Source organism: Allobosea caraganae (assembly GCF_003351345.1).
In the GTDB taxonomy this organism is placed as follows: domain Bacteria; phylum Pseudomonadota; class Alphaproteobacteria; order Rhizobiales; family Beijerinckiaceae; genus Allobosea; species Allobosea caraganae.
In genome coordinates this window covers 104,418-118,081 of the sequence record NZ_QQTO01000001.1, presented here as the reverse complement: position 1 = coordinate 118,081, position 13,664 = coordinate 104,418, and the positions used below count along the sequence as shown (strand labels likewise).

The window sequence follows — 13,664 nt, the reverse complement described above, 5'->3', positions numbered from 1 at the left end:
GGTTCGAATCCCGCCCTTTCCTTTGTTGCCGTGCTCCCGTTTTACAGGACGAATAGCGGAACGGGTTTGCTAGCTGCGCCTCGTCGCAAGAACGACCGCGATGATATTTGCGAGCCGATCACGTACGAGGTATCGGGCGACCACAGCTTACGATTTTTCTGGCGCTGTAAAAATTGGCAAGCGAGGGCTAAACAGGTAGGTGAGGTTTTCAATTCACCGACACACTCAGATTGCAAAGATACTTCGATAGCGAAAGATTGAAGCAATTTGAAGGTGTTCGTCTGGTAGACGGCATTTTGTGGCTATTACCTTCCTTCTCAGAATTAAGGGGATAAGTAATGGTTGGTGATCCGGAACAGCCAAAATCTGAAGGCCCCATTATCCAGATCGTCGCGCCAGAGCCGGCAAAGCCGAAGCCATTCTTTCGCGAACACTTTGCCACCCTTATTACGACAACGACAGTAATACTCGGGGGCATTGGCGCTCTCATCACGATTGACGGAACAGCGAACCAGCCACCAGAAGCACAAATCGCGGTGCTCGCAAAAGGGATGGGGCGTCAGACCGCTCGCAAGATAGAAGATGGTCAGCTTCTTGTCGTGCCAACCGGCGTGCCGCTACTGCTGAGTGCAGACCGGTCGAGCGGGGACGGGGAACAGCTAGCCTACAACTGGGCGATAAGAAAGCTCCCGTGCGAACCAGTGCCGAGCGCTGGTTCGGCTTGCCCAAATGCATTGAGCCGCAGCGACATCTCGTGGCGGTGGCTTGCTCCGGAAGAGGGCTTTTACGCCGTCGCACTTACTGTGACGAACGACCCTGGCTGCCTCTGGATTCAAAAGTTGATCTTTTTTGCTTGCAGTAAAAGGAAGAGCATAACTACCATTCTGGAGGCCCGCGAACATACTAAACCTGAGATCGAGCTCGCCCCAGGGCCTGATAGAGCGAGTTCCGACTACACTTTCGATGTGGTGAGAACTTCTGCGTTCGACGACGGGCCGGTTACATTTGAATGGAGGGTTGACAACAGATTTGTTTCTCGGGGCGAGCAGTACACGCTAAAAGTCGACAGCCGAGACCGTCTGGCGCGGCAGCATATGGTTCAGTTGGTTGTCCAGGATAGCTGGGGTGGAAGATCACAACCGACTTCTCGGCAGGTTCAAATTCTGTTTGCGCCCGAGGCTCAACAGAGTGCCTCGGCCGCGCCCGCGCCCACTATAAACGATCATACAACAGCTGGGGCGCAAGCTCCGCCGGCTGCGTCTGAAGAGATACGCGGCGAGTCGCTGATACCAGCATCAGGACAGCCGCTCCGGTTCACCGCGCTCCGATCCACCGACGGTGTACTTCGTGCATTGCCGAAAGGCTCTGCTTTGTCGGGCTTGCCTGGGGCTCCGGGAGCGCCCGGAGCCCCAGGGGGGGCTTCTGGGCGAGCGGGCTCACCTGGTCAATCGGGCGACAGTGGAAAACCGGGCGCGCGTGGCGCCCAGGCTGCCGGCCTGGCACTTATCGCCGACAATCTATCAGGTCGGCTCGTTCTCGATACCAGCGGTCAAGCAGGCGGCTCGGGTGGTCCTGGTGGCTCAGGTGGGGCGGGCGGCCCCGGCGCTACCGGAACGCCATCCACTCCAGGCGTTTTTGATTGTCGGAGAGGTCCGGGGCGCGGCGGCGATGGCGGAGAGGGGGGGCGCGGTGGCGACGGAGGCGCAGGCGGCGATGGGGGGCCGGCAGGAAGTGTTGAAGTCACCCTTGGTCGAATCGAACCTGGCACTGTCCTTGAGATAATTGCGGTCGGCGGCCCCGGCGGTGTTTCGGGGCATGGTGGTCCGGGCGGCGGCGGTGGTCCGGGCGGTCCGGAGGGCCTTCCGATCGGATTTTGTAGAACTGCCGGAAGAAATGGATCTCCGGGGCCTAACGGTCAAGCAGGGGGAACTGGTCCGGTCGGTTCGACGGGAATGTCCGGCTCGATCGTACTGCGCATTGGTTCCGACCGGGTCATTACGGGAACCGGTCGCCTGCTTCATACAGAACCATAGTCGTCAGCGAACCTCCGGACGATGCGATCGACCAGCGCTCCGCGCGCAACCGACCTTCGGGTTGTCTCTTCTAACCGGGACCGCGTTGCAGCCGCATCCATCGCGTTTGCGGATCTGTCCATCCATGACATCGCCACGCAACGCGATATCGTGAAGGCTTCTGTGCCCGAGCTGATTCAGCTCCCGAAGGCCAACGGAGCCCCGGAGGCCGCTCCGCTCAAGGGGCCGAAGTCATCGACCAGCTCTCAGACGATCAAGTTAGCAACCTCGTGCTCGACGTCGCGCGAGGCCGCGCTGCGCTAGCCATCACGGCTCAGAGCCAGTAGCCTCCTACCGACCGCTCATAGCAAGGCAGCGTTACAAGATGGGGGGAAAAAATTGCCGGAGACACTTCCAGTAAAGTCAAAATGGCGAATATTTGTTGAGTTGTTTGGCGGTGGAGGAGTAGGGGCGGCGGCAATTTTCGGGTTGTGGACGCTCTACAAAGAGTGCCCCCAGCTTGGGTGCTTTGGTCCGCCTGAAAAGAGAACATTTAAGGTTACGCTTCCTGTTTATGCTGGCGGTCAAAGTTACGTCAAAATACCCCTGCGGTGCGCGGGGGCAGGTGATTATGCTTCATCGCCGCGGATTTATTCTATCCCACCAGCTCCTGCTCCTTACCAGCCGTATACCAGCGAGATAAAGGAAGGAGATCGGGTAGCGGGCTACCTTTTCACGTGGCTGAACGGGGTCAGTTACCAGGAGCGAGAAAACGAGAGTTTGTCGAAATTCGAGATGGAAATGCAGTGCACCGGCTCTGGTCGGCACTGATCCACCAATCCGCGGTCGGCCTACCCCTGCCTGTTAATTTCGAGGCAAAGTAGCGGCGATGAGTTGCGGGATGCGGGCGTAAGGCTCGTCGTCATAATCGACATACGTCGTTAGCTGCGCTCATTCCGTGTTGAGGCTGGAAATCGTCGACACGTCAACTTCGCGCTCTGCGGGGCAAGCGGCGTAGGCGACCTGCATCCGAAGCCAGGAGGCGGCGTCGGGTTCGATGGTCATGTTGGTGTCAGTGGACGGTGTTGCTGACTTGGATGCGGGCAAGGCGCTCAGCTTCGTCGCGAGACAGCTCTTCGCCGACTGAAAACCGCACCGCGGGTTTAAAGCCCGCCCTGTCCGCCCTGCCAGCGCTATCGGGCCGAGCGATCCCCATCGAGTATAAGTAGACGCCGGCATATTATACCAAACGGCTCTTTGTTAAGGTCAAACTGCTCATCGTCGGAAAAACGAATAGCGAGTACAGCTGGGGAATGACATCGCTACAAGGTGTGACCATAATGGCCACACCTTTCAGCCGCGCTATGCCCCGTTGCTCCAACGTCCAATCGACACTAGGATACTCGACACTCGCGCTTGGCGGCTTAAGTTCGGGGCGAATTCATATGTTAAAATTTGCTACGTTTTTTTATCTATCGCTCTCATGTCACGCGCTAGCGAGGCAGCCCGCAATTGATCCGCCATTTACGTTGTTTTGCCGACTGCAGCAAGAAACATGCGTTGACGGGGAAGCAGAGTGTAAAAGAGAGCCGCTTGAAATATACCGAAATGTAAATCTTTTCCATAGAACTTACTACGATCATAATACAGCCAAGGAGAATAGAATTAAGGACTACGATAACGAGAATATATTCTTTAGTGACATCGAGACCGTGAATCGCTTTACAGGTAGATGGACTTCTTTCTTCAGGCCAAATCCAAGAGTGTTTTTGCGAGAGCGTGGAACTTGCACTAGAGTAGATTTTATTCCGCCTCAAAAGCGTCAATTCTAGATTATTATGTATGTATGTCTGAAAGTAGCATTATATTGCTTCTTTTCTGTAAATTTATATATCGAGGTAAATGCTATAAATTTAACAGCACTCAATTATAGTTATTGATTATACGATTTTTTATTATCGCCTCTCGCGGGTGTCGCTTCGAATATTCGTATTTGATCGATTATTGTACTTATTGACGTTGTTATCCAAGTTGGGGTCGCGAGTATTAGTATTCTGCGGTCGGTAAGGGGCTGAATAACCGCCTTGAGGGCGCGCGTCTCGGCATTGACGCTCGCTACCGTTTCCAATGCAAATAGTCTCGGCAAAGGCTGTCGCGGATGCCAAGCACAAAAGCCAGCCCAAGATTACCGCTTTCATCTCGCAACCTTTCGGAGTTCGCCGAGAAAGTCTCATGTTTAGCCTAGACCATAAATTTGACGATAGTAAAATCTTTTCCGCTGAATCTGCATTCTCTTTTTTGAGGCAGGTGTTCTCTTTGGCTATTGAGCCTACTGCGAGTCCCACGATCTAGAATGCCCAAACGCTCTCGATATCGAGCATCCGACTTTCTACCCGAGATTATGCTCACGAACGCCAACCTAGCCGCCCTAGGCGCCAAGGGTGGTTTATGCAGTAATGCCGGAGCCGTTGAAAGGCGATCCGCAAGCGCTCCGCCGCCGCGCAGGACAATCCGGTCGTGGGCGTGAGAGGGTGAAAAATTCGCGGTGTCGCGCTTAGAGCGAACTGACAAAACTGACAAAAGTCACCTGGAAGAGGTTTTGTCAGTTTTGTCAGTTTCGGTTTCGGCCATTTGGCGATTTTTTCGTGTTCGCGCAGTGGATCAAGCCACTTGCCCACCGTTCAGCCCTCCACCCTCAAATTGGGGTTCCAGACGTAGAGAGTGCTCGGCCGCCCAGTGCTGTTGCTGCCGGTGACTTCGCGGCAGTGATGAGTGCCGAGCAGCACCTCGATCGCAGATGCAACCGCCTCTCGATCGGTCAGCCCGGTCCACTGCCTCCGCTGAATGTCACGGGCTGTGAACGCCTCGGGTAGCGTTCCGCGGCGTTCTACGACCAGCCGGGCGCCTTCCTCTGCCATCGTCTGTCCGGCTGCGTAGAGCCGGTTGGCATGCGTGCGGAGATAATCGGCCCAACCGAGAGCGCGCAGGATGGCGGTATCCCCAATCAGGTCGTCGCCGTCGCCCTCGATCATGTCGAAGATCAGCGCGAGGCTCGCGACCGTCTTCGGCATCTTAAGAATATGGCTCTCCAGGGCCGATGGGAGAGACCGGGAGCGCGCCTCCTTTTGGATGCCCTCCATCCACTCGCGGAAGGCGTCCTGCGCAGCGGGATCGAACCGCATGATACGCGGCTCGCCATCGGCTTGTGCGGGCATGTCTCGCGTGTCCCGGAAGATCCGATCTACCTCAATACGGGCCGCGGCGTTGGGCGAGCGGTCGACCCATTGCCAGGACGAACTCGCATCCGGCCAGACGGTCACTTGGAGACGCTGGAGCAGGCCGTCATTGCTGGAACCCGAGACGGCGCCTCGCACCAGCGGGATGATCCGCGAGGGCTGAACGCCCCCGATGATGGAGACGGTGCAGACCTCGATGCGCACCGTGCCGCGGCCGATCCGATCGAAGGTGAAGGAGCCGTCGCCGTTGAAGGCCTCCAGATAGAACGCCCGTTCGCCCTGGCACTCCTGATCTTCCATTCGGGAGAGGAAGCCAGGCAGTTCGTCGCGGATGAGCAAGAGGCCGTTCCGGTTCTCGTTCAGCAACTCGCCGAGCTTCTCCACGGTTGCGTCGTTGACGATTACCTCCGGCCCTAGTTTATGTGCCGGTTCGCGGCAACCTGTAAGCGAACGCTGCGAACCGATGTGGACATGATGGCACAGAATCACTCGTGAAACCAGAGGTTTACGGGTATCGTTATGGACGTCCATGGACCGCTATGGAAACTATGTTCGGCGGAGCCTGGCTCCACCATCCTTCTCCAAGTCGTTGATATCCTGAAAACCCGCTTGATTGCGGGGCTTTGGCGCGCTGATTCGTACGCTGACGCGGCACATGTCAGCCTCGCCAGCCCATGGCACGCCGTTCCGCTGGCGGCACTTTCATGCGCAAAGCCGATCGAGCCGATTTCGTTCGCGAGCGCGCTCCGAGCCGTGCCGCAGCCTCGACGGCGGCGGCAGCTTCGAAGTGCTCGGCGATCCTGCGGTTGCGCGCCTCATCATTGGGAAAGTGGAGCCGCCAGTCGGGCTTGATCTTGAGCTTCCGGAACGCGACCGCGCAGGGATGGCCGCGTACGTCATAGATGACCGATCGAGAGGCGGTTGCATCTGCGATCGAGGTGCTGCTCGGCACTCATCACTGCCGCGAAGTCGCCGGCAGCAACAGCACGGGCCGGCCATCCACTCTCTACGTCTGGAACCCAAATTTGAAGGTCGAGGGCTAAGCGATGAGCAAGTGGCTGGACCGCCTGCGTGAGCATGAAGAAAATCGTCGAATGGCCCAAACCGGGACTGACAAAACTGACAAAAGTCAGCCGGAAGGGGTTTGTCAGCTCGCCCTAGGCGGGAATCCGAGGATTCCTCTTCGATGGAAGATGAAGCGACAGCCCTCTTCGACCAGCGCGCCGGCATGCTCGAATACGAGTGCGGACTATCACGGGACGAGGCTGAGCGCCTTGCCTGGCTTCAGATCAACAACACCATTCATTGAGTGCATGCCCCAAGAGACAATAGCTTGCCCAGGTTCACCGCGCTACGTTAGTGAGGAGAGCCGATTTTCAGGGTTTCTCTTAGCCGGCATGACGTACTGCCGGAAAGCCCTCTGCTATGATCCAAGTGCGCGCGCCCACAGTTCAATTCCAGCATCGTATATGGACACCGTCATAAATCTCAGAGCGCGAAAAGCGTAATATTCAAAATCGTAGGTCTGGATGTTCAATACTTTCAGGACGTAACAGATAACAATCGCGATGATCAGGATGCTGATAAGGCCGAGCCAGTAATTGATCAATTCACCCAGCACCTCATTGATTCGGGCTCCCTTTCCGGTCAGCAGGGTGAACAGTGAGAAGGTCAGCGCTGCCAGAAGGATCGCACCGAGCATGCGCGGTTGGCCAGCGGAACCACCTGAAAGAGAGAGGCTGTGGCCAGCAATAGGACGGCAACGGTGCCGCATCGCAGCATTGCCTCACCGAACCATTCGGACCTGGTGGCCACAACGAGAAGCACAAAGCTCGCGACCACATAGGCCCACCAGGGAAAGGTCGCGAGGGTGCCGGCAACGACATAAACACAGGCCGGAAACAGAACGATCGAAAGCAATAGTCGCGCCAGTTCCTGCCCGGACATGGGTTCTCTGGGGTTGCCAGTGCGCCCAATGCGTCCTCCACTATCATGGGAGCCGAACGTGATCTGGCCGACCGTCGGTGGGCCGGGGGGCCCGAATCCGCCGCCTCCAGGCGGGGGAACCTGAGGCCTGGGCTCCAGCCCCCAGTCCTGCCGGAATTGCACCTGTTGCGGCGTAAAGGCCGCCGCACCATGGAGAGGCGTATTCCACGGGTTGTTACTCGACATGACGTATTCCGCGCGCTCGTTGTTAAACAGCAAATCTGGGCGGGCCGCTGCCTTTTGGAGAATAAGACCGCCTGGGCCTCAAGCTGCAGTCGAAAAACCTACCAAATATTCTTCTGCGTAAATCTCTCAAACTTCCCGCCATTGACTGGAGATCCATCGCGGTTCAGGTAGACGGTCTCGGCACTGTCATATGCGAACAGCTTCTCGCCTTTCGGCGAATACGCAAGTGTCCGCTGAACGGCCGTACCGTTTCTTTCGATGACGAACTTTAGAGCGAAGTGGCCGTTGACGCTAAGGAGCGAAGCGATCATTTGCCCGTCGGCATTGAACTGATTGTCCCAAACCAACTTGGTCCGATCTTTTTGCTCGGCCTCCTCTCGAACCATGTTACCGTGGTCGAATTGCCCCCGTGAAACAGGTGGATAGCATTCGGCCGTCAGGCACCGTGACATTCGTTGAACGGGATTGCCGAAACTGTCGTATTCATAAGCTGTCGTGGCGAATTTCTTCGATCCGTCATACTTGTCCAAGCGCATATACAGTCCAGTCTTTGGATCATAATCATAACCGAACCAATAGCGAGGATAATACCAGTAGGCTTTGGTCAGCGCCCCCTCGGTGTTGAACCACTTGCGTGCCCGGCTAAGGGGTGCGCCTTTTTGCGGATCGGTCAGGTTCAGTTCCTGCACGCCGTCCTTGTAGTTGAATACGGCTTCGAGCTGTCGCTCGCCGTCAGGACCCACATTTTCTGCCCCGATCGGACGCCCCGCCGTATCCCGACGGTAGTGCGTTACGTAGTTGACCGTACCATCCGGCCGTTTGGTTACATTCCGCGCCACGTGGCCGGTCGCGTCATCGTACTCAAGTGCATTGGTTTCAGCCTTTTGGCCAAAACGGTAGCGGGTAAATACCGACGGCCTGTCCTTGGTGTCACATTCGACGTCGTACCATGAGGCCGCATCGCCCTGCGCCGAGAGCCATTTCCGGTCCGCCCTTGGTCCAAGCAGAGGAGTGTAGCTCAACGTATCGAGTTGGGCGAAGACATAGGAGCCGCCGCAGCCCCCCACCGAAGCCGAAACCTGTGGGGAGACTTGCGCAACATGGAGATGGGGCTCCACCCGATCCGACAACAGGCCGCCTTGCCGGACAAGCGCCGTGTTGGGTGCATCATGTTTGTCGATTGCGCAGGCGGAATCCGCGGCCACCAGGAGAGTCAATAGAACGACCACCTGAGGATTCAACGCAGTTGCCAGACAATACACTCCCTGCCCCCCGGAGTGACGAGCCGTCTGGCCGGCACGATGCTGCTGATCCTCGATCGCAATCAAGACGAGCAAAGTGGGTAGGCCGTAGTCCGCACGAATTAGGCGAGCCTGGTAGGCGACGTGCTTGCACTCGCGACAAGCAATCCAATTTGAAGGTGGAGGGCTGAACGATGAGCAAGTGGCTGGAGCGTCGCCACGTGGGCAAGCGCCGGCGCCCGCCGACTAAGCCGGCCCATCATTGTCTTCATTATCGTAGATAAGATTGTTGACAATAAAGTCTTCAATTCATACGGTCTGAAGAAGAACAATGCACGCGGCGGCGGCCGGCGGCATCAGTGCCGGAAAACTGCGCGGGGCGCAGCGACTGACCAGCAGGCGCTGTCGCACGCTCCCGGGCCGATCGTGCGCAAGCAAAGCACCGGACAGGCGGGCGCGCGACCCTGGAGCGTCGACCGCTGCCGGCCTTTGAGCCGGACCCGGGAGGAGATTGGTGAGAATGCAGAACTGGGCTGGCAACTATGCATTCACGGCCGCGCGGCTGGATCGTCCGTCGTCGATCGATGAGCTGCGGCGCCTCATTGCCGCGTCGCCGCGGATCCGTGCGGTCGGGACGCGGCATTCCTTCAACGGGATCGCGGACACGCCAGGCGTCATGGTCGACCTCAGCGGCATCGCCCCGGACATCGTGATCGACCGCGCGCGGCTGACCGTGACCGTCGGCGCCGGCACCTCCTACAGCGTCCTGATCGACCGGCTTCAGCAGGAAGGTCTCGCGCTGCACAACCTGGCGTCGCTGCCGCATATCTCGATCGCAGGCGCCGTCGCGACGGCAACGCATGGCTCGGGCGATCGCAACCAGACCCTGGCCAGCGCCGTCGCCGGACTCGAACTCGTCGCGAGCGACGGCAGCGTCAGGCACGTCGTGCGCGGCGACCCGGACTTTCCGGCCGTGGTCGTCGGCCTCGGAGCGTTCGGAATCGTCAGCCGGGTGACGCTCGATGTCGGCCCGAGCTTCGACATCCGCCAGGACTCATTCGTCGACATGCCGTGGGACGATCTGCTCGGCAATTTCGACGCGCTCACCTCGGCCGCCTACAGCGTCAGCATCTTCACCAAATGGTCGGCGGCCACGGCGGGCCGCATCTGGCTGAAGACCCGGCTCGACGTGCCGGAGCCGGAGATCGCGTCTCTGCGGCTGCGGCCGGGCCCGCCCTACGCCGTTCCCGCGACCAGCCCCGACCCGCTCGCGCGACTCAATCCGTTCGGCGTGCCCGGGCCCTGGTCGGAGCGCCTGGCGCATTCGCCGCCCCATCTCCCGCCGACGCCCGCCGAGCAGATCCAGAGCGAGTACCTGATCGCCCGGCCGCGCTTCGCCGAGGCCGTCGCGATCATCCGCGCGATGGCGGACCGGGTCGATCCCGTCCTGCACGTCACGGAAATCCGGACGATGGCGGCAGACGAGCTCTGGCTGAGTCCGGCCTATCGGCAGGACACCATCGGCATCCACTTCACCTGGAAGTTCGAGGCCGAAGCCGTGGCCGCCGTCACCCGCGAGCTCGAGGCGGCGCTCATCCCGCTCGGCGCCAAGCCGCATTGGGGCAAGCTGATCCATGCCGATGCCGCGGCTCTGGCGCCGCTCTACCCGCGCATCGCCGAGTTCCGCGCCTGCGCCCGCCGCTACGACCCGGACGGCAAGTTCCGCAACGCCTTCCTCGACAAGCACGTGTTCGGGTGAAGGGGGCCGGGCCGGGGTACGCCCGCCACGATTGCGTTGTCGTCATGATCGTAAATGATAATGTTGACAATCTAGTCGACATTTTCTAGGGTTCGGAAACGGGAGACCAGCATCGCTTGCGCCCCTCGACGGGGCCGGTGGGAACGAGGCCGGCGGCCTGTTCGCGCTGGAGTAATGAAGGCCAAGTTGCGGAGCTGGCCGCCCCAAGCGCGGCGGATAGAAGGCGCGAATGAGCGCCACGCAAAAGCGATGAGCGTCGCCGGGTCGCCGGCAAATCTCTGCGATCGCGGGCAAGTCGCGGCGCCACATAAAAAGCGGGAGTCCCACAAAGGGACCTCAGACAGGGAGGCAATATGTCGGCTGCCGTCGAAAGGGCGCCCGTATCGGCCGCCGTGGCCGGGACAGGGTCGAAGCCCACCCAGAAGCCGCCGCAGTTGATGTGGATGGCCGCGCCCTCGCTGATCTTCGTCGCGCTGATGGTGGCGGTGCCGCTGGGCTACGCGATCTGGTTCAGCCTCAGCGACTTCCGCATGGGCAATGCGGTGACCAAGTTCATCGGCCTCAGCAACTATACCCGCATGGTGGCGGACCCGCTCTTCTGGAACGGGCTGAAGATCACCGTGCTGCTCTATGTTCTGGCGATCGTGCTGCAGCTCGTCCTGGGGCTTTACCTGGGGCTGCTGATGAACCGCGTCACGGTCCTCAAGCAACTCGTCCGCACCATCTTGATCTCACCTTTCCTGATGCCGCCGGTCGTGATCGGCATGATGTGGATCGTCATCCTCGACCCGTCGCTCGGGGCGGCGAACTACCTGCTCGAATTGATGCACCTGCCGCCTTCGGACTGGCTCGCCTCGACGCAGCTGGTGCTGCCGGTCGTCGCCCTGATCGACACCTGGCAATGGACGCCCTTCGTGGCGCTGCTTGTGCTGGGCGGATTGCAGACCTTGCCGACCAATGTCTACGAGGCCGCGCAGATCGACGGCGTCAGCCGCGGGAAGATCTTCCTGCACATCACCTTGCCGCTGCTCGGGCCGACATTGGTCACGGCCGCGATCCTGCGCAGCGTCGACCTGCTGCGCTTCTTCGACCTGATCTACATCACGACCCAGGGCGGGCCGGGCAACGCCTCGCGGACGCTCAACATCTACTCCTACCAGCGCGGCATCGAGTTCCTGGATATGGGCTACGCGAGCGCCATGATGCTCACGCTGACCACCATCATCCTCGGCTTCGTCTTCGTGCTGACCAACCTGAAAAAGGCTGTGTCATGGTAAGCCAGTCGAGCTCCCGCCGGATAGCCGCGGTCTCCACGACCCTCCAGGTCTTCGCGGTCGCGGTCGTCCTGCTCATCCCCGTGATCTGGATGGCGCTCTCCAGCCTGAAGCGGCCGGGCGAGGTGACGCGCTACCCGCCCACCGTGATCTTCGATCCGACGCTCGCCAACTACGCGAAGCTCTTCGCCGAGGTGCCGTTCTTCGAATACGGCCTCAACAGCCTGATCGTCTCGGTCGTCTCCACGCTGCTCGGCCTGGCGCTGGCCCTGCCCTGCGCGTTCGCCATCTCCTGGCACAGCGTGAGCTGGCCGGCGACCATCGCCCTGATCACCCGCATGGCGCCGGGCACCCTGTTCGTGCTGCCCTGGTTCGTGCTGTTCTCCAACCTTGGCATGACCGGCGGATATTGGGTGCTCATCCTCACCCACACCGTCATCACCATGCCCTTGGCGCTGTGGGTCCTGCTGCCCTATTTCGACGCGCTGCCGCGCTCGATCTTCGAGAGCGCCTTCGTCGATGGCTGCCGGGGCGTGAAGTGCCTCGTTCACATCGCCATCCCCCTCGTGCTGCCGGGGCTGATGGTGGCGATCATCCTCAGCTTCATCGCCTCGTGGAACTACTTCCTGTTCGCGCTGGTGCTCGGCGGCATCGATACCAAGACGCTGATCGTCGCGTCGTTCAACTTCGTCGGTGAGGGCGCGACGGACTGGGGCCGGCTGATGGCCGCCGCCGTCCTGATCTGCCTGCCGCCGCTCGTGCTGATTTTCATCATGCAGCGGGGCCTGATCAGCGGCCTCAGCGGCGGATCGGTAAAGGGCTGAAACAATGGCAAACGTCGCGATCAACTCCGTCGTCAAGCGCTATGGCAGCCACGTCATCCTGCCCAACCTGTCGCTCGACATCGAGGACGGCGAATTCTGCGTCCTGGTCGGCCCCTCCGGCTGCGGCAAGTCCACGTTGCTGCGCATGATCGCCGGCCTCGAAAGCATCAGCGACGGCACCGTCAGCATTGACGGGCACGTCGTCAACGACCGCCTGCCGAGCGACCGCGACATCGCGATGGTGTTCCAAGACTACGCGCTCTACCCGCACATGAACGTGAAGAACAACCTGTCCTTCGCCATGCGCATGCGCGGCGATCCGGCAGCCGAGATCGAGAAGCGCGTCAGCTATGCCGCCAAGGTGCTGCAGATCGAGCCGCTGCTCGAGCGCAAGCCCAAGGCGCTCTCCGGCGGCCAGCGCCAGCGCGTCGCGATGGGCCGCGCCATCGTCCGCGAGCCGAAGGTCTTCCTGTTCGACGAGCCGCTCTCCAATCTCGACGCCAAGCTTCGCGTCGAGATGCGGGCCGAGATCAAGCGGCTGCACCAGCGGCTGTCGGCGACGATGATCTACGTCACCCATGATCAGGTCGAGGCGATGACGCTCGCCGACAAGATCGTGGTCCTGCGCGCCGGCCATATCGAGCAGCTCGGCACGCCGGCGGAACTCTATCGCTACCCCGCCACCACCTTCGTCGCCAGCTTCATCGGCTCGCCGGCGATGAACCTGATTCCGGCGCGCCTCGCCCAGGCGATCGTCGGGCTGAAGGCAATCCTGCCCGATGGCAGCCAATCCGCATTGCCCGTTCTGGCGCGCCCCGGCGTGAAGGCCGAGCAGGCCAAGGCAGGCACCGACGTGCTGGTCGGCCTGCGGCCGGAGGACCTCGAACTGGTCGCGGCCGATGCGCCGGACATCTGGATGACCGGCTGGGTCGATGTCGTCGAGCCGCTCGGCGCGGAGGCGCTGGTGCTGGTCAAGACGGGGCCGGAGCAGGCGCAGGCGACCATCCCGCTGACCGTGCGCAGCCCGAATGATTGCGGCTTCAGGCCGGGAGAGCGGGTCGGACTGCGCATCGACGCGTCGAAATGCGCGCTGTTCGACGCCGGCGACGGGCAGGCGATCGGCTACGCGTAAAGCCGGGGTAGACG

Annotated in this window: 10 protein-coding genes; 5 read left to right on the top strand and 5 right to left on the bottom strand. The window is 60.3% G+C overall.

Annotated elements, in window-relative coordinates; translation table 11 throughout:
• Positions 1 to 4,693 precede the first annotated feature (4,693 nt).
• Both DWF00_RS00520 and DWF00_RS28935 read right to left on the bottom strand, forming a co-directional pair.
• Entirely contained in the window at positions 4,694 to 5,779 is a 1,086-nt protein-coding gene (locus DWF00_RS00520) for a DUF3987 domain-containing protein (protein WP_114828581.1), read from the bottom strand.
• A 127-nt stretch (positions 5,780 to 5,906) separates the two neighbouring features.
• Positions 5,907 to 6,200 carry a hypothetical protein gene (locus DWF00_RS28935; RefSeq protein WP_147283666.1) on the bottom strand — a complete coding sequence of 98 codons (294 nt, stop codon included), beginning with the start codon at positions 6,198 to 6,200 and terminating at the stop codon, positions 5,907 to 5,909.
• 234 nt (positions 6,201 to 6,434) lie between these two features.
• Between DWF00_RS28935 and DWF00_RS29960 the strand changes: the two genes are divergently transcribed.
• Positions 6,435 to 6,557, top strand: coding sequence for a hypothetical protein (locus DWF00_RS29960; protein ID WP_281270093.1), 123 nt, complete (start codon positions 6,435 to 6,437; stop codon positions 6,555 to 6,557).
• A gap of 114 nt (positions 6,558 to 6,671) precedes the next feature.
• Here the strand turns inward: DWF00_RS29960 and DWF00_RS00515 are convergent, their stop codons facing one another.
• From DWF00_RS00515 to DWF00_RS00505, 3 genes are all read right to left on the bottom strand, one after another.
• The gene (locus DWF00_RS00515) at positions 6,672 to 6,950 is read right to left on the bottom strand and encodes a hypothetical protein (protein WP_114828580.1); all 279 of its coding nucleotides are present in this window, start codon (positions 6,948 to 6,950) and stop codon (positions 6,672 to 6,674) included.
• Positions 6,920 to 7,195 (bottom strand): hypothetical protein, encoded by a 276-nt coding sequence (locus tag DWF00_RS00510; protein ID WP_114828579.1) that lies wholly within the window; start codon positions 7,193 to 7,195, stop codon positions 6,920 to 6,922. The genes DWF00_RS00515 and DWF00_RS00510 overlap by 31 nt, the downstream gene beginning before the upstream one ends.
• Positions 7,196 to 7,518: 323 nt before the next feature.
• Entirely contained in the window at positions 7,519 to 8,757 is a 1,239-nt protein-coding gene (locus DWF00_RS00505) for a hypothetical protein (protein ID WP_114852984.1), read from the bottom strand.
• 424 nt (positions 8,758 to 9,181) lie between these two features.
• Here DWF00_RS00505 and DWF00_RS00500 point away from each other — a divergent pair, with 424 nt between their 5' ends.
• The 4 genes from DWF00_RS00500 (at position 9,182) to DWF00_RS00485 (ending at position 13,650) form a co-directional block, all read left to right on the top strand.
• Entirely contained in the window at positions 9,182 to 10,420 is a 1,239-nt protein-coding gene (locus DWF00_RS00500) for an FAD-binding protein (RefSeq protein WP_181832568.1), read from the top strand.
• Positions 10,421 to 10,773: 353 nt separating this feature from the next.
• On the top strand, positions 10,774 to 11,697 hold the full coding sequence (locus DWF00_RS00495) for a carbohydrate ABC transporter permease (protein ID WP_245973687.1): 924 nt from the start codon (positions 10,774 to 10,776) through the stop codon (positions 11,695 to 11,697).
• Positions 11,691 to 12,518 carry a carbohydrate ABC transporter permease gene (locus DWF00_RS00490; RefSeq protein WP_114828575.1) on the top strand — a complete coding sequence of 276 codons (828 nt, stop codon included), beginning with the start codon at positions 11,691 to 11,693 and terminating at the stop codon, positions 12,516 to 12,518. Before DWF00_RS00495 ends, DWF00_RS00490 begins: the two co-directional genes overlap by 7 nt.
• Positions 12,519 to 12,522: 4 nt before the next feature.
• Entirely contained in the window at positions 12,523 to 13,650 is a 1,128-nt protein-coding gene (locus DWF00_RS00485) for an ABC transporter ATP-binding protein (protein ID WP_114828574.1), read from the top strand.
• The last annotated feature ends 14 nt before the right edge of the window (positions 13,651 to 13,664 follow it).